This is a genomic window from Vibrio sp. 10N.222.52.C12 (assembly GCF_041474215.1).
Lineage (GTDB): Bacteria > Pseudomonadota > Gammaproteobacteria > Enterobacterales > Vibrionaceae > Vibrio > Vibrio crassostreae_C.
This window is the reverse complement of sequence record NZ_JBFRTR010000079.1, coordinates 23,309-40,649: the sequence shown is the minus strand read 5'-3', so window position 1 is coordinate 40,649 and position 17,341 is coordinate 23,309. Positions and strand designations below refer to the sequence as shown.

Sequence of the window (17,341 nt, the reverse complement as noted above, 5' to 3'; positions counted from 1 at the left end):
GAATCTCGAATCTCGAATCCGTTTTAGTACCCCATCAACTGCAGCAAGTTCTCCGCTGTGCTGATTGCTTCTTTACGGTTAGCAATGTTGAGCTTTTGGTAAAGGTTACGGATGTGAGTCTTGATTGTGGTACCCGCTACATCGAGTTCTTGAGCGATCTGCTCATTACTGAATCCTGAGTAGATCAGACCAAGTACTTGCCATTCACGCTGGGTGAGTGGGCTAGTACGCACAAGCTCAGGAATGTTCGGGTGATTAACCAAGTTCTCAACAAAGTCTTCATCGAAGTGAACCGAGCGGCTGCGTTGGGTCGCGGAAATATCTTTCATGATTTGTTGTGCGCGGTGACGTTCTAAATCACCTAAGCCTGGCTTGTTGCTCAACTTATCCAAGATATGCCCGATAGTCCCACCGTCTACCAAGAAGTTACCGACCATACCGGTTTGGTTAGTCATATGAAGCGCTTCTTCGAGTAGTATTCGTGCGCTGTCTTCATCGTTAATTTGTGTACGTAACACGGCTTCAACGATCAAGTTGCGGTTGGTGTCTGTAATCAGGTGCGAACGCTGGGCTTCACTCTTAAGGAAAGTCAGCGCTTCTTCTGCGTCTTCATACTGCTCAAGGATGATGTGAGCACGAACGATGTTTCGCCACTGAAGTTGGCAGAAGTGGTTACTTGCCGATTCAGGTCGAACAGCCACACTCAGCCAATCACGGATAGCTTCTTTATCGCCTTTTACTTGCCAGAACAGAATCAAAGAAAGAGAAGCATTTGCCGTCCAATCTACGTGGTAAGTCGATTGACGCAATAGGTGCTGAATCTGGTCGATAAATTTCGACGCTTTATCAATCTCACCACGGCTCAATGAAATACGAGCCAACATAGAATAGCTGTGCAGGTGTTTACTCGGAGAGTGGTGACCAAGGATATCTAAGCCTTTGTAGCAACACTCTTCCGCTTCATCTAGTCGGTTCCAACACCAGAAGATCTGAGCGCGAACACGCAGCAAGAATTCGTGCAGAGGTACGTATTGCAGCTGATGTTCTTCAATCAATTTGAATGCACTGTCTTGTAGCTCAAATGCAGCTTGAACATAACCTTGAGCAATCAAGATTTCGCTTTGTTGCAGAATCGCCCACAGGGCCTGATGGTAAACCTGATACTGACGTGCCAGTTTTTCTGTTTGTTGCATCATCGGTAGCGCACGGCTTAGGTTACCCATTACGTGATTCACTTCGCCTACAACCGAGGTTGCGACAATGCGGCTACGATAAACGGTGGTGTTCAACTGACTCAACGAAAGCTCAGCCAATTCCAATGCTTTCTCAGGCTCATTGCTGTTGATGGCAACTTGTGCGCGTAAGGCGTTGTATTGGCCTTGCTGCTGAGTATCGAGTTCAATGTTTCGAGCTTGATATTGAGTCTCAGCCTCTTCCAACAAAGTACCCACTTGGTCATAACGGTGCTGACTTTGTGCAAGCCAAGCACGCAACATCGAAAGCTTTGGCTCACTGTAAAGTTGGTCGGTAGTCAGTTGCTTGATCGCCATCTCTAGTGACGACAGCTCACCTTGGTTGAACATCGGCCAACCGTGCTCAGTAAGGATTTGAATGATCAGTTCTGGATCTTCAGCGCGCTGTGCGTGACGTAGTGCTTGGTGCGGTGTGTTTTGCTTGATCCACGCTTTTGCAGCACTTCGATGCAGTTCTGCTTCTTGCTGAGGAATTCGAGCTTGGCGCTCATGTGCGAGGAATTCACCAAATAGATTGTGGAATCGGTACCAGTTTTTCTCGCCTTCAAGCGGGTAGATGAATAAGCCAAATCGGTTGAGTGATTCGATCATACCCAGTGCGTCTTCACGCTGTGTAAGCGCGCAGACTAATTCGTCATTGAAATGATCAAGTACTGAACACTGCATTAAGAACTGTCGGGTTTCTTTATCCAGTAGATCGAATACTTCTTCAACCAAGTAATCCCAAAGGTGGGCATGGTTAAAGTGAGAGAATGACTCTGCGGACTGTGCAAGAGTGCGTTTTTGGTGTTGTGCTTGTAGCGCGATAAGTTGTAGTGCAGAAGGCCAACCTTCTACATAACTACAAATGCTATCTGCCGTGGTGTCATCAATGCCGTCGGCTACGCGTTGGTTGAAAAAGCGTGTGGTTTCTTCGGTATCAAACGCCAACGAGTCATTACCTAATTCGATCATTAAGTCACGAACGCGCAGGTTTGCTGTACCAAGTGGTGGCGTACCACGACTGGTGACAACCAACGTTAGGTTATCGGGCATGTGTTTGAGGAAGAAGCGCATGGCTTCGTGGATGTCGTCATTGTTGACCAAGTGATAGTCATCCAACACCAGAAAGCACTCGTGATGGAATTCCGACATCTCGGCAAATACTTCACTTAATAAAGAATGCAGCGATGAAAACTGTCGCTTTTCTGCCAGTTTTTGGGCATTCGGACAGGCATTTTGAGTCGCTTTATTAAGTGATTGAAGTAGGTAGTTGATAAAGCGGAAGGCATCATTGTCGCTATCATCAATGCTGTACCAACCCACATTAGGTTTATCTACCAACCATTGTGCAGCCATGGTGGTTTTGCCGTAGCCCGCTGGAGAGCGGAACAACACAAGCTTATAGCAATCTGCATTGTGAAGCAGATCGAGAACCCTAGGTCGTAGGATTGCATTATGTAAGCGGCCGGGACGAGTCAGTTTCGAAGGGATCCACATATCGAAGTTTTACACCTATTCCGTGGCTATGTTCTGGAATATCCCAATCTATCGTTGAGTGCACTCCAATGACATGAGCCTAATTACTTAAGTCTTTACTCATATTACGTGAAGCCAAACGTTACCGACTACGATCCTCCTCAGAAACCTTGCACTCCTGCATGTTTTTGGGTGTCTACGCCCTTTATTTGAGACTTTGCTCACATAGCGGGTTGATTTGTGAATGTGACTTCCTTCATTCCAACACGTGAATCTATGCAAAAGATGAGAGTTGGAAATTATTTTCGTGATCTGAGTATCAGATTTGACAATGACTTTAATCTGGTTAAATAAAAGTCACATCAATTGAAGTTAAGTTATCGAACGGGAGCTTGTGATCTTAGTCACTCCAAGTTTTTGTTCTCAGTCAGAACATGAGAGTCAGATCACTAACCCTAAGTCGGTACGCCCCCTACGCCCTCCCATCTACTCCTAGTCAGTTGCATTAGCGGGAGGATGTTTAGTTTATGGTGACCATGCACGATATGTCACAGATGAATTAGAACTATTAAAAGCGAGATTTCTGAAATGAAACCAACTCAGCAAAAAACTTTCGATAAAGTGTCATTCCAAGAGAGTGTTAAGAAACATTTATCTGCAACCTACGCAACAACCGTTGAAACAGCAGACAGCCGTTCATGGTATCTAGCAATGGGTCGTGCTCTTGCAGAGCTAACGACTTTTGACCTGCTAGAAACTGAAAATGATGAAAAAATTAAGAACGCTAAGAGCGTTAACTACCTATCACTAGAGTTTTTGATTGGCCGTCTAACAGGTAACAACCTGATCAGCATGGGTCTATACGAACAGATCACTCATGCAATGGAAGAGCTAGGTCAAAACCTAACTGACCTTCTAGAAGAAGAACGCGATCCATCACTAGGTAATGGTGGTCTTGGTCGTCTAGCTGCTTGTTTCATGGATTCTTGTGCCGCTCAAGAATACCCAACAGTAGGCTACGGTCTTCACTACGAATACGGTTTATTCAAGCAGTCTTTCCAAGACGGTCGCCAACAAGAAGCACCTGACGCATGGCGCGGTGTTGAAGGTTACCCATGGGAAGTGGCTCGTCCAGAACTAGCACAACACATTGGTTTTTACGGTCATGTAGAAGTTGAATTCATCGACGGTAAAGAAGTACGTACTTGGGTTCCAGGTATGGAAGTGAAAGCAATGCCTTGGGATCTACCTATCGTAGGTTACGAGTCAAACACGGTTTACCCATTGCGTCTTTGGGAATGTCAGGCAATTGCACCATTCTCACTAGCAAGCTTTAACAACGGTGACTACTTCGAAGCGCAACACTCGCTAATCGATGCAGGTAACATCACTAAAGTACTTTATCCGAACGACAACCACGAGAAAGGCAAGACTCTGCGCCTAATGCAGCAGTACTTCCACTCAGCAGCGTCTGTTCGCGATATTCTACGTCGTCACGAAGCAGCAGGTTTCTCTCTAGAAGATCTGCCTAAGCAAGAAACGATTCAGCTTAACGATACTCACCCAACGATCGCGATTCCTGAGCTAATGCGCATCTTGATTGACGAGAAAGGTCTATCTTGGGATCAAGCATGGGAAATCAGTGCTCACACGTTCGCTTACACGAACCACACACTACTTCCAGAAGCGCTAGAGACTTGGTCTGAATCTTTAATCAATCGTCTTCTTCCACGTCACATGGAAATCATCTTTGAAATCAACCACCGCTTCATGCAAGAAGTTCGCAAGATGTGGCCTGGTGATGGTGAGAAGCAAGCGAAGCTTTCTATCATCCAAGAAGGTTTCCACCGTATGGTTCGCATGGCAAACCTATGTGTGATTGGTTCTTACAAAGTAAACGGTGTAGCTGCGCTTCACTCTCAACTGGTTAAGAAAGACTTGTTCCCTGAATTCAACGAAATCTTCCCAGGTAAACTGACTAACGTAACGAACGGCATCACGCCACGTCGTTGGTTGAAGTTCTGTAACCCAGGTCTATCTGCGCTAATCACGGGTAAGATCGGCACTGAATGGCCAGCAAAACTTGAGCAGCTAGAAGGCATCGCTAAGTTTGCAACAGACGCGAAATTCCAAAAAGAATTCATGGCTGTTAAGAAAGAAAACAAACAGCGCCTAGCTGATTGGGTTCAAGAGAACATGGGTATCGAGCTAGATACTAACGCTATCTTTGACGTTCAAATCAAACGTCTTCACGAATACAAGCGTCAGCACCTAGATTTGCTACACATTCTATCTCTGTACCACCGTATTCTTAACGAACCTGGTTTCGAGTGTGAGCCACGCGTATGTTTCTTCGCAGCGAAAGCAGCACCGGGTTACCACCTAGCGAAAGAGATCATCTTCGCGGTTAACAAGATTGCAGAGAAGATCAACAACGACCCTCGCATCGGTAACAAACTGAAAGTGGTATTCATTCCTGACTACCGTGTAAGCATGGCTGAAATCATCATCCCTGCAGCAGACGTTTCTCAGCAAATCTCACTAGCGGGTAAAGAAGCATCTGGTACGGGCAACATGAAGATGGCTCTAAACGGCGCGCTAACTATCGGTACGATGGATGGTGCAAACGTTGAGATTCGTGAAGAAGTGGGTGATGAAAACATCTACATCTTCGGCCTAGACGTTGATGGTGTTCAAGCTCTGAAAGCTCAAGGCTACAACCCATACGACTACTACAATGCAGACCCACTACTGAAAGCATCTCTAGACCTACTGACTGGCGATGAGTTCACTCCAGGTCAACCAGGCCTTCTACGTGCAACGTTTGATAGCCTGCTAGACGGTGGTGACCCTTACCTATGTCTTGCTGACTTCGCATCTTACGTGAAAGCGCACGAAGACATGGGCACGCAATACAAAGACCAAGCAGGTTGGGCTAAGAAAGCAATTCTTAACACAGCATTGGTTGGTAAGTTCACATCAGACCGCTCTATCCGCGACTACGTGAACAACATCTGGAAACTTGAAGCGGTTAACCGTTAATACTTCCAAAGTAGCCAAGGCAGTTTCTGCCTTGGCTCAATTAGCTTGTGAGCAAACGAAAGGCTTAAAGGTTTCGTTTATAAACAAGCTGCTTACAAACCGATTGTCACAAGCTAATTGATTAGTAAAAATTAAATTAACAACCCTACAAAATAGAAAGCGTCAGAACGTTTTCGGAGAGAGCGATGAAAGAACAGACCGTATTAAAACAAGTCGCAGAAATGGCAAACATTGCCGACAGTTACGTTAGTGCGTGGGGCGATGAAGCACAAGTATCAGACGAGACGATCACGTCTCTATTGGCTTCGTTGGGCTACGATACAAGCAGCGATGATGCACTGCTTAAGTCAGCAGAAAGAAAACACAAAAAAGATGTACTAGACCCAGTTCTTGTCTTGCGTGACGGTGAGCCAGTAGAAGTGGCGCTTAATCTAGGTGTAAGTGCTCGTGAAAGTGAGTTCAGCTGGCGCTTAGAAACCGAGCAAGGAGAGGTACTTGAAGGCTATCTTCAATCTCAAGTCATTCGTGACGAGCGTGCCGAGGGTGGCCCTTTAGTGTTTGCATTGCCAAGTGATTTGGCATGGGGTTATCACAAGCTCATTGTGAGCCGTAAGCGCCGTAAGAAGCCTTACGAGATGACACTGATTATTACGCCAAAAGCGTGTTTCAAGCAGTCACCAATCGAGCAAGGCAAAAAGCTTTGGGGACCCAGTGTTCAACTTTATACCCTAAGAACTCAGCATAACTGGGGTATTGGTGATTTCGGAGACCTAAAACAGCTTGTTGCGGATATCGCTTCTCGTGGTGGTGACTTCGTTGGTCTAAACCCAATTCACTCATTGTTCCCTGCGAACCCTGAAGGTGCGAGCCCATATAGCCCATCTTCTCGTCGCTGGTTGAACATCTTATACATTGATGTGAGTTCAGTTCCTGAATTTGCACTAAGTGCAGAAGCACAACAAACAGTCGGCAGCGCAGAGTTCCAACAGCGTCTACAAAAAGCGCGTGAAGCACACTGGGTAAACTACACCGAAGTGTCTGAGCTTAAGATGAGCATCTTGCCTCTGCTATTCGCAGAATTTAAGACTCGTCATCTAGACAAAAACAGCGACCGTGCACAAGCGTTCTTAGCCTTCGTAGAAGAGGGTGGCGATAGCCTGATGCATCAAGCGGCGTTTGATGCTCTACATGGTGAACTGCATGAAGAAGATTCTGGCATGTGGGGATGGCCGGTATTCCCTGAGAAGTACCGTACATTCGACAGCCCAGCGACACAGAAATACATCAAAGAGAACTTAGAAAACGTTCATCTGTACATGTACCTGCAATGGCTAGCAGATTGCCAGATCAACGATGCACAGTCTCTTGCAGAAGAGAAGGGCATGGCTGTTGGCCTGTACCGTGACTTAGCGGTAGGTGTTGCAGATTCAGGCAGCGAGACTTGGGCTGACGAAGGCAACCTAGTGATGGATGCGAGCATTGGTGCTCCACCTGATATTCTTGGTCCTTTGGGTCAGAACTGGGGTCTACCTCCGCTAAACCCAGAAGTGCTTCGAGAAACAAGCTACGACGCTTATATCAAGCTACTTCGTGCAAACATGAAGCATTGTGGTGCACTGCGTATTGACCACGTTTTAGGTCTACTGCGCTTGTGGTGGATTCCAAAGGGTGAGAACGCAACTAAGGGCGCGTACATCTACTACCCAGTACAAGATATGCTGTCTATTCTGGCGCTTGAATCTCACCGTTACCAATGTAGCGTTATCGGTGAAGATTTAGGAACGGTACCGGATGAGATTGTCGACATCCTTGCAGATGCTGGCGTGCACTCTTACAAAGTGTTCTTCTTCGAAACATCAGAAGATGACGGTGGTTTCATCTCACCAAAACACTACGCATCACAATCGATGGCGGCACTGTGTACTCACGATATGCCAACGCTTCGTGGGTTCTGGCACTGTGATGACCTGAAAATGGGCCAAGAGATTGGCTTATACCCAGATGCAGAACAATTAGAAACCTTGTTCGATGACCGCCTAGAGTGCAAGCAAGGTATCTTAGATTCAGTAGCATGGCATGGTTTCCTACCAGAAGGTGTGGGCCGCGATGCGAGCCAAGTACCGATGGACTCTTACCTTGCTGAGGCACTTCAACTGCACGTAGCGGCTGGTGGTTCAACACTACTGAGCGTTCAGCTAGAAGATTGGCTAGAGATGGACAAGCCAGTAAACATTCCTGGCACGGTTGATGAATACCCTAACTGGCGTCGTAAACTATCAATGAACTTGGACGAAATATTTGCTCACGAAGGCGTTAATCGTATCGCTTCTAAGCTGACTGACGTTCGAGAAAAAGCCGCTAAGTAATGACGTGAGTGACTTGAAATTAGGTGGTTTTTTGCTTACGCCGTACGAAACTACAACCTCGGTCACTCAATAATGAATGCTCATCTGGTAGAATAAACCGTCGTTATATTGCCCGCACTAATAGCGGGCATTTTTGTATTATGTTTTTTGGATGTTTGGTTAGGGAGAAACGTTTTGGAACTAAGTTCGATTTCAAAGCAAAAACAAATATATACCCAACTATCACAGGCTTGTTTCACAGACCCATTCGCGTTTTTAGGGCCATACCTACCTTCTGAGCAAGGTGCATTACGTGTGTGGATTCCTGGGGCAGATAAAGTCGAGTTGATTGTTGGAAAGGAACCTCGTATTGAGTTAGCGCGAGAGGGTGAAAGTGGTTTCATTCTTAAGCAAGAGAGAGACTTACGTTTTACTCACTATAAGCTTGCGGTTGATTGGGCTGGCGTAGAACAGATCATCGATGATCCTTACCAGTACCACGATCTGTACGCGAGTTATGAAGATCTTCATACACCTAAAGATATGTATCATCACATGGGGGCTCAGTTTATTACGCTAGAGCGTGATGGAAAGACGATTTCAGGTACGCGTTTCTTGGTGTACGCACCGCATGCAACTGCGGTAAGCTTGGTGGGTAACTTCAACGCTTGGGATGGTCGCCGCCACCCAATGCAACGCCTAGATTACGGTATGTGGGGCTTATTCATTCCTGAACTGGAAGAAGGCGCTCAATACAAGTTTGAATTAAAAGGACCAAATGGCGAAGGCTTACCACACAAAGCTGACCCATGGGGTTTCTACTCTGAGCAATACCCATCGTTCTCATCTGTAACTTACGATCACGCTCGTTACCAGTGGCAAGATACTCAATGGCAAAATCGCCCGGTAACGCAAAAGCGCAAAGAAGCGCTTTCGTTCTATGAATTGCATGCAGGTTCTTGGAAGCGTAACGCTGAAGGTGAATTCTTAAATTATCGCGAGCTTGCGGCAGAGCTGATCCCATACCTAACGGATCTTGGCTACACGCACGTTGAACTAATGCCAGTTTCAGAACATCCATTCTACGGTTCTTGGGGCTATCAGCCTGTAGGTCTATTTGCACCGACTAGCCGTTTTGGCTCTCCAGATGATTTCAAATACTTCGTCGATCAATGTCACCAAGCGGGTCTTGGCGTTGTTCTGGACTGGGTTCCTGCTCACTTCCCAAGTGATGATCACGGCCTAGCAAACTTCGATGGTACGCCATTATTCCATGATCCAGATCCACGTCGTGGTTGGCATCAAGATTGGAACTCGTACATTTACGATTTAGGCAAAGAGCATGTTCGTCGTTTCTTAGTTTCTAATGCACTGTACTGGTTCGAGCAATTCCACATTGATGGCATCCGTGTTGATGCGGTTGCTTCGATGTTGTACCTCGACTATTCGCGTAGCCATGACCAATGGATCCCGAATGCGGATGGCGGCAACGAAAACTACGACGCTATCGCAACCCTTAAGTGGATGAACGAAGAAGTGTATAAACACTTTCCGAATGCGATGACGATTGCTGAAGAATCAACGGCTTTCCCTGGTGTTTCAGCACCGACTTTTATGGGCGGCTTAGGTTTTGGCTTTAAGTGGAACATGGGTTGGATGCACGACAGCTTGTCTTACATTCAAGAAGACCCAATCAACCGTAAATATCACCACGATACGATTACCTTCCCACTGGTTTACGCACACAGTGAGAATTATGTATTGTCTCTGTCTCACGATGAGGTGGTTTACGGTAAAGGTTCTATCCACAACAAGATGCCTGGTGATGAATGGCAGCAAACGGCAAACCTACGTGCTTATATGGGTTACATGTATGCGCAACCAGGTAAGAAGCTGAACTTCATGGGTGCAGAATTTGGTCAGACGGCTGAATGGAACCATGACGACCAGCTGCAATGGTTTTTGCTGGATTACGAGCGTCATCAAGGTGTTCAGCGTTTAACGAAAGACCTGAACAATCTGTACCGCTCTGAAGCTGCAATGCACGATCTTGATTTTGATCCGAAAGGCTTTGAATGGCGTCTACAGGACTCTGCTGAAGCGAGCATTCTTGCGCACGAGCGCATCAGTGAATCTGGTGAGCGAGTATTGATAGTGTCTAACTTTACGCCAGTGCCTCACGAGCATTTCCGCTTAGGTGTTCCTGCAAAAGGTGAATACGCATTGTTGTTGAATACAGACTCTGTCGACTATGCAGGCAGCGGTTTTGAAGTGAAGCAGACTGCTGAGATTGAATCTGTAGAAAGCGAAGGGCTAGACACATCGATTGAGCTGCGTTTGCCGCCGTTATCGACCGTTTTTTACAAGCTAAATTAGGTCTATAAGTTGAGCAGGTCATCGCTGCTCACTTTTCTGAAAGTCTAAAAAAGGGAACCCTAGGGTTCCCTTTTTCTATTTCAGTAAGCTGGTTAGCGTTACTTGAAGTTGGTGAGATAGAACATTGAGCGTCCGACTACCATTTCAAGGATTCGAACTGAGTTGTTGCCGAAACTGTCCAACATCTTTTCACGAAATTCGCCGTTCGAGCTGAGGTTAAATTGCTCAGGATTCTTGATTTGCGAAGCATGGAAAAACATCAATTTAATCACGTATCGAAACTGCTCATTATCTAGAGCGGCTTGCCAAGATTGGATAAAAAGCGCTTCCGATGAAAAGTCTAGACTGTCTATAACGATCGATAGCATGTGTTCGTGAAGTACTGAGCGAATAGCGCGGGTCGACGGATAATAGCCCTGAAGCGTCGTTAAACTAATGCCAATCTCTTGAGCAATCCTTGCATAAGTTAGTGCTTCATGTCCTTCAGCCAGAAAAAGGTTTAGTACGATCTCATCGTAGTTTTTTTGATTTTCTAGTTTCTGTACTTGAGTAATTCGAGCCATTACAAATCTCTATTGAGTGTAACATTCTGTAAACGAGTATATTAAGAGCTTCTGAATTAAATCTCAAACTCCAAGGGTAAATAACTGGTCAATTTATCGTTAAATATAGTCAGTATTGTGTCATTGGTTCAATTATCAATCAGATTTTGGCATAAACAAAAACACCGCCCTATTGAGCGGTGTGTTATTTAAAGTCTTTGTTTATCTATGCTAATTCAGATGACTAGAACGGATACCAAAATAACTGCGGCTCTAGAATGCGTTTCGCAATGGCTAACACCACGATAAAAGCGATGACACCTAAACAAACAAAGTCGATACGTTTCAAAGGTGCATAGCTATACCAAGTGCGAGCTTTGTGTCGGCCAAAACCTCGTAACGTCATTGCGTTAGAGATCTCGTCTGCTCGGTCCAAGCTAGAGAAAATGAGCGGGCCTAGAACCTTAGCCACATTTTTGATTCGAGTAATTAGAGGCGCTTTCTTTGAGAGCTCTACACCACGAGCCTGTTGAGCATGCATGATATTGATGAAGTCTTTCTTAACTTCTGGCAAGTAACGCAGTGTTAAGCTGACCGCATAGGCGATCTTGTAAGGAACACCGATACGGTTGAGGCTAGCTGCAAACTCAGTCGGATGCGTTGTGAAGACAAAAATCAACGCTATCGGGAACATGCTCATGTATTTGAGCGTCACAGTAACCAAGTAAAACAGAGTCTCTTGGCTCAACGAGTAGTTACCCGGCAATGTCAGCAATAAGGTTTTGCTGCCGATGAGCTCAGTACCTTGCTGTGGAGCCAGCAGATACATGAACAAAGCATTTAGGCTCAATACACTCGCCGTACCCAATAACAGAGGCTTATATACGCGTACAGGCACATTGGTGAGCTTTAGCAGGTATAAACCAGTCACAATAAGCAGCGTAATCAATCTTAGGTCGAACGTAGTCAATACCACGGTTACCCAAGCTAAGAAGAGCGCAAATTTGGTGATGCCGTTAAGTGCATGAAGCGGTGATTTTGTATCAATGTAATTGATGCCGAATTTTACTTTTGATACGTTCATTGAGCGCTTCTCTCGTAGTCGATGAAGTACTGCATGAATGCGTTGGTGTCGTCGATTTTCATCATAGTCGCGAGTTCATAAATGCTGGTGGTACAAAGATTTGCGCGTTCTAACAGCGATGGCTGACTGAATACTTCCGTCATCGCGGCATTGGCAATCAGCTTGCTGTCAGCAATGACAATTGAGCGTGTGGTGTACTCTAGAACAAGGTGCATGTCGTGTGAAATGATCACGACGGTGATACCTAACTCGCGGTTAAGCTTTTGGATAAACGCCAGCATTGAGGTGTAGTTGCGGTAATCTTGACCCGCTGTTGGTTCATCCAAGATCAGAAGCTCTGGCTCCAATACTAAGATAGAAGCGATCGTTACGCGTTTTTTCTGACCGTAGCTTAGCGCTTCGATTGGCCAGTGGCGGAACTTGCTCAAGCCACACAGCTCAAGAACGTTTTCCACCTTCTCTTTGATTTCCTGCTCTGCAACCCCACGATTACGCAGACCGAATGCAACTTCATCAAAAATCATATGATGAGAGATCATATGATTTGGGTTCTGCATCACGACACCGACTTTCTGGCTTCTTTCAAAGATAGAAAGCTCAGATAGGTCTTCACCATTTAGATAGGAAGAGCCTGAATCGGCATCGATCACACCCATGATGAGTTTAGTGATGGTAGATTTGCCTGAACCGTTTTTGCCTAAGATTGAAACGAACTCACCCTTACCAATCTTAAAGCTGACATCTTCGAGAGCGTTCTTTTCACCATCGTAAGAGTAAGTCAGGCCGTGGACCTCAAGCAAAGGTTGGTACTGCTTCTCGGCAACTGGAGTCGGGCGCTCTGCAAACCAAGCCTGAACCGCAGGGCGGAATCTTTTGTAATCGAGAGCTTTGAGGTTTGATAGCTTATCTTCACTGGTCAAAGGTGCTTTCGCTGCCTTCAGAGCAGATAAATAAAGTGGTTCACGAATACCGTGTGTTTCAAGCAGTTCAGAAGCTAAGATTTCATCGGGTGTCATGTCCGCGACAATTTCACCGCGCTCCATCAAGATCACTCGATCGATATCGCGATGTAGTACATCTTCAAGGCGATGCTCGATGATGACTATAGTCTTGTTGGTTTCTTTATGAAGTTGGTCGATGATTTCGATAGTCGCTTTACCCGTTTTCGGGTCAAGGCTAGCCAAAGGTTCATCAAACAACAGGATGTCAACGTCATCAACTAAGATGCCCGCTAATGACACGCGTTGTTTCTGGCCGCCGGATAAATCATGTGGCGAGCGATCAAGCATATCTGCTAAGTCGACCATTTTTGCTGTCGACTTAACCAGAGGGTACATATCAATGTTCGACACTAACTGATTTTCCAGTGCGAATGCGATGTCTTCGCCAATACTCAAACCGACAAATTGGCTATCAGTATCTTGTAATACTGTGCCAACCTGCTCGGTATAGTCGTGCATAGAAAAATCAGAAATGTTCTTACCGTTGATCTCTAGAGAGCCAGTCACCTCACCTTTGATAGCATGAGGAATCAGACCGTTAAGGCATTGACCTAGGGTAGATTTACCACTACCGCTTGGTCCAATAATGACGATTTTCTCTCCTTTCTCTATCCTTAGATTGATATTTTTTAGCGTCGGTTTATCCAGCGACTCATATCTAAAAGAGAAGTTCGAAAATGCTATAGTCATTATCGCTTATGCCTCAGTCAGGTTACGGCTTTGTTTGTTGCGTTTAGCGACTGATTTTAGGATCAGTAAGCCAACAACAGCGATCAGAACGGTGTTACCCGCAGCAATGATAGAGAGTTGAGTGAAGACTTTAGTAAACGGTTCTGCATAAAGGATGGTATCTAGGAATGCAGAGCAGCCGTAACCAACCACATTACCGGCAAGGGCAAGTACCACAAACAGCGCGAAGTCCTTCATAGGCAACTCACCTTGCTGAAGGCGGTTCTTGGTCAACATCGGGAATAAGCCGATAACCATGCCTACGATACCTGAGCCTAAAACCCAAGTTAACCACACACCCCAGCCTGCGAACAGATCCGTTACCCAGTGACCGATAAAGCCAACTAAGAAGCCAACAATAGGGCCGAACAAAACAGAAAACAGTGCTAGAACTGCCATTGCTGGTTTCAATGTCGTGTTAGCAAACACTGGGACACCAAACATAGGTAAACCACCAATGCCGTACAGTGCCGCGCCAATGGCGATAACGACCACTGTTTTAGCTGAAAAGTTCATAGATAACCTCGAATTCTGAAAAATAAAGCAAAATAAAGAATAAATATTCGCCATTATTAATATGCGTCTCAATGAGAACGTTTTTTGGGCAAATATAAAAAATAAGGCGCGCATTATACAGTAGAACCCTTCCATAAGGGAAGGTAAGTGTCTAGATGTCTAAAATTCCATCTGAACACCTAAATATCGTGTAAAAAGCGTAATTTTACGGTTAATCCAGCAACAAAAAAGCCAGAGCGAGTCTGACTTTTTCATTCGTCTTAACAATGTGTTAAGCGGGTTCGTCACGTACCTTTGACCGTTTAGTGGTCTAGGTATAGATAGTTTTGCCAACTCTTCATGCGAATAAGGACCTTGCGCATGATTGAAACGTGGGTGAAGCTGTCAGAATAAACGGCAACTTCAACCGCGGTACCCATAGGTAAATGGTAGTCAGACAGGTCATCAGTGATGCTCAATTTAACAAACACACGACCACTAGTACGCAACGCATCAGTACCTAGAAGCGCGCCTCTAGCTTGGAATTGGCTCTCACCAATAGCTGGAATCACTTCATCAATACGTCCTTTAAATATTTTTCCTGGCAATGCTCTAAACAGGAACTCAGCTTCGTAACCCGGTTGTAGGCGTTGTAAGGAGTTCTGTCTAAATGCAGCGGTATAGAACTGAGCTTCAGTGTGAACAAACGTCATCACGGGAGCTAAAGGAAGTGGTACTGCCATTACACCTGGGCGTAATGCTAGTTGCGTAACGTATCCGTCAGTGGGAGCTCGAACCACGGTTTGTTCTAAATCAAACTGAGCTTTACGTAATTCAGCTAATAAGCTTAAAACCGCTGTATTCTCGCCACCTATTTCAGAGTCCAAGGCGATCTTTGTTTGTTCTAGGTTTGCATCTGCAACTTTCACGGCCGCTTCCGATGCTTTGTAAGCTTGTCTGCGAGTATCCAATTGCTGCTCGGTAAAAGCGCCACTGTCGTAACCGCGCTTGTAACGAGAAAACTCACGTTGAGCTTTATCTCTTTCCGCGATGGCTTTGATTTTTGCAGCCTCTGCTTCAACCACTTCAGATTCCATTCCAAGCGCACCTTGGCTTGCTTCTTTTACCTTAGCTTCTAACCTTGCGACTTCAGCTTCGAATGGAACTGGGTCGATTTTGAAAAGAATATCCCCTTGCTTCAGTGGTTTGTTTGCTTCTACAGGCACTTCGATAACTTTACCCCTAACGCCTGAAACGACTGGCGTTGTTGAGTAAACTTGGTTACCGATTTGTGTAAATGGATGGTTGTAGTTCATTAGTAGAATTAGGGTACCTACTATGATCACACCTCCAAGTACGGCAGTAGGTACTGTCCATTTATTTAGCGGTATATTGAACACCTTGAAAATGGTGATACAAAGTGCCGCATAGGTCATTATCAGCAGTAAATCCATTACTTAGCCTCCTGATCTTGAACGTTGTTTGTCTCTTTCTCTGGACTGCTTTGTTCAGCACCTGCTTGCTTGAGCTGTGCGATTTCTTCCTGAAGAGTACTCACTTGATCGATGAGAATATCGACGCGATGATGAATATCGTGTTGTTCTTCTTCTAATTTAGCGAAGCCCCAACCACGATCTTTGCGCCATAATGTTGCCCAAATCCAAAGAAATGGCCAAATAGTATGTAAAGTGAATAGGCTAACCCAGCCTGAGACGTGAATAGCATCTTGATGAGGGTGATTGCGTTCTTTCGCAATTTCATAGGGAATATCGTGAATAACGATGATGCCGTAAAAGATTACTAATGCTACGAAAATAAGTAAGCCGAGCGCAAAGTAGTCTAAAAACATAACAGATCCTTGTAATGTTAGATATTAGTTATAAATATACTACGCTATCATCCAAGTAATTGTTATAAAAATGATTTACCGAGTTGAAAATAATGTGTTGTCGCTTCTAATGCGAATAAAAGCATTGATGAATCTTATAAAATTTCATCGCGTTTGAAGAGGCTATTTCGGCTTTCTGGTTGGTATTTCAGCTGAAATGATGACAGCTACGATTCTAAATGACGTGCATAACCACAAGGGATAAATACGGATGTATATAGGTGAATTGGCGGCCATTGGCGCTGCAATTGTGTGGGCATGTGCGACATGGATCTATGGGCAATTTGGACATCGCTTCTCTGCGATGCAATTGAACATTGTTAAGGGTGTAGTAGCCTCTGGCATGATGCTGTTGGTCATGCCGTTAATACCGATGCCTGAATTTGAATTGAGTACCAACCATTTTCTGATATTGGCAATTTCAGGTGTGATTGGTATTGCGATTGGAGACAGCGCCTATTTTGCGGCGTTGAAAAGAATCGGTGCCAATAAGACGCTGTTACTGGAATCTTTAGCCCCGCCTCTTTCTGGTGTGCTGGCATTAATGTTCCTGGGCGCTGTATTGACAGTGCAAAGTTGGCTCGGTGTCGTGATTACAACACTAGCGGTGACCTTCGTTGTCTTCCAGCCATCAAAATCGGCGAGCGGTGAATCGAATAACAAAGCGCAGTGGGGTGGCATTGGTTATGGGCTTGTGGCGAGTGTCTGTCAGGCATCTGGTGTGGTTATTTCTCATTACGCGTTAGTGGCGGGTGATATTCCACCATTGTTAGGTGCTTTGATTCGCCTGACGATTGGCGTGTTTGCTGTGATGCTGATTATCCCTTTCGTTGAAAAGAAGCCGTATTCATCGATAAAAAGAGATTTATGGGAAATGACCAAGCTCGATAAACTGTGGTTATTAGGAGCAATCTTTGTCGGGACGTTTCTCGCTCTATGGCTTCAACAAGTGGCGTTGAAGAATGCTAACCCTGCGATTGCACAAACGTTGATAGCGACCAGCCCGGTCTTTATTTTGGTGATTTATGCGCTGAAAGGGGAGAAGGTGTCAAAGCAAAGTATCATAGGCACACTTGCCGCCCTTGCTGGTATTTCTCTGTTCTTTTATCAATAAGCAGTTGGCCTAAG

At 45.3% G+C, this 17,341-nt stretch carries 11 protein-coding genes; 4 read left to right on the top strand and 7 right to left on the bottom strand.

Annotated elements, in window-relative coordinates:
- Positions 1–23: 23 nt before the first annotated feature.
- Positions 24–2,732 (bottom strand): HTH-type transcriptional regulator MalT, encoded by a 2,709-nt coding sequence (gene malT / locus AB4623_RS15125; protein WP_017061867.1) that lies wholly within the window; start codon positions 2,730–2,732, stop codon positions 24–26.
- Positions 2,733–3,299: 567 nt separating this feature from the next.
- Here malT and AB4623_RS15120 point away from each other — a divergent pair.
- The 3 genes from AB4623_RS15120 (at position 3,300) to glgB (ending at position 10,474) form a co-directional block, all read left to right on the top strand.
- The gene (locus AB4623_RS15120; RefSeq protein ID WP_136981738.1) at positions 3,300–5,753 is read left to right on the top strand and encodes a glycogen/starch/alpha-glucan phosphorylase; all 2,454 of its coding nucleotides are present in this window, start codon (positions 3,300–3,302) and stop codon (positions 5,751–5,753) included.
- Positions 5,754–5,938: 185 nt separating this feature from the next.
- Positions 5,939–8,119: a 4-alpha-glucanotransferase gene (gene malQ, locus AB4623_RS15115; RefSeq protein ID WP_372100576.1), complete on the top strand. Its 2,181-nt coding sequence runs from the start codon at positions 5,939–5,941 to the stop codon at positions 8,117–8,119.
- A gap of 174 nt (positions 8,120–8,293) precedes the next feature.
- Complete coding sequence (glgB, locus tag AB4623_RS15110) at positions 8,294–10,474, top strand: 1,4-alpha-glucan branching protein GlgB (protein WP_372146771.1); 2,181 nt, start codon at positions 8,294–8,296, stop codon at positions 10,472–10,474.
- A gap of 98 nt (positions 10,475–10,572) precedes the next feature.
- On the opposite strand, the gene AB4623_RS15105 is transcribed toward glgB, so the two are convergent.
- The 6 genes from AB4623_RS15105 to AB4623_RS15080 form a co-directional block, all read right to left on the bottom strand.
- Positions 10,573–11,037 (bottom strand): TetR/AcrR family transcriptional regulator, encoded by a 465-nt coding sequence (locus tag AB4623_RS15105; protein WP_017061871.1) that lies wholly within the window; start codon positions 11,035–11,037, stop codon positions 10,573–10,575.
- A gap of 223 nt (positions 11,038–11,260) precedes the next feature.
- Entirely contained in the window at positions 11,261–12,100 is an 840-nt protein-coding gene (locus AB4623_RS15100) for an energy-coupling factor transporter transmembrane protein EcfT (RefSeq protein WP_372135980.1), read from the bottom strand.
- Positions 12,097–13,791, bottom strand: coding sequence for an ABC transporter ATP-binding protein (locus AB4623_RS15095; RefSeq protein WP_017064242.1), 1,695 nt, complete (start codon positions 13,789–13,791; stop codon positions 12,097–12,099). The genes AB4623_RS15100 and AB4623_RS15095 overlap by 4 nt, the downstream gene beginning before the upstream one ends.
- A gap of 6 nt (positions 13,792–13,797) precedes the next feature.
- Positions 13,798–14,346, bottom strand: coding sequence for an ECF-type riboflavin transporter substrate-binding protein (locus tag AB4623_RS15090; RefSeq protein ID WP_017066579.1), 549 nt, complete (start codon positions 14,344–14,346; stop codon positions 13,798–13,800).
- 302 nt (positions 14,347–14,648) lie between these two features.
- Positions 14,649–15,779 carry an HlyD family secretion protein gene (locus tag AB4623_RS15085; RefSeq protein ID WP_017064244.1) on the bottom strand — a complete coding sequence of 377 codons (1,131 nt, stop codon included), beginning with the start codon at positions 15,777–15,779 and terminating at the stop codon, positions 14,649–14,651.
- Positions 15,779–16,174 (bottom strand): DUF3302 domain-containing protein, encoded by a 396-nt coding sequence (locus AB4623_RS15080; RefSeq protein WP_017064245.1) that lies wholly within the window; start codon positions 16,172–16,174, stop codon positions 15,779–15,781. Before AB4623_RS15080 ends, AB4623_RS15085 begins: the two co-directional genes overlap by 1 nt.
- 250 nt (positions 16,175–16,424) lie before the next feature.
- On the opposite strand from AB4623_RS15080, the gene AB4623_RS15075 reads away from it, so the two are divergent.
- Complete coding sequence (locus AB4623_RS15075) at positions 16,425–17,327, top strand: DMT family transporter (protein WP_017061876.1); 903 nt, start codon at positions 16,425–16,427, stop codon at positions 17,325–17,327.
- The last annotated feature ends 14 nt before the right edge of the window (positions 17,328–17,341 follow it).

Coding starts and splice junctions, on each gene's coding strand:
- malT (WP_017061867.1), bottom strand. CDS start 2,732: ATGTGGATCCCTTCGAAACTGACTCGTCCCGGCCGCTTACATAATGCA.
- AB4623_RS15120 (WP_136981738.1), top strand. CDS start 3,300: ATGAAACCAACTCAGCAAAAAACTTTCGATAAAGTGTCATTCCAAGAG.
- malQ (WP_372100576.1), top strand. CDS start 5,939: ATGAAAGAACAGACCGTATTAAAACAAGTCGCAGAAATGGCAAACATT.
- AB4623_RS15105 (WP_017061871.1), bottom strand. CDS start 11,037: ATGGCTCGAATTACTCAAGTACAGAAACTAGAAAATCAAAAAAACTAC.
- AB4623_RS15100 (WP_372135980.1), bottom strand. CDS start 12,100: ATGAACGTATCAAAAGTAAAATTCGGCATCAATTACATTGATACAAAA.
- AB4623_RS15095 (WP_017064242.1), bottom strand. CDS start 13,791: ATGACTATAGCATTTTCGAACTTCTCTTTTAGATATGAGTCGCTGGAT.
- AB4623_RS15090 (WP_017066579.1), bottom strand. CDS start 14,346: ATGAACTTTTCAGCTAAAACAGTGGTCGTTATCGCCATTGGCGCGGCA.
- AB4623_RS15085 (WP_017064244.1), bottom strand. CDS start 15,779: ATGGATTTACTGCTGATAATGACCTATGCGGCACTTTGTATCACCATT.
- AB4623_RS15080 (WP_017064245.1), bottom strand. CDS start 16,174: ATGTTTTTAGACTACTTTGCGCTCGGCTTACTTATTTTCGTAGCATTA.
- AB4623_RS15075 (WP_017061876.1), top strand. CDS start 16,425: ATGTATATAGGTGAATTGGCGGCCATTGGCGCTGCAATTGTGTGGGCA.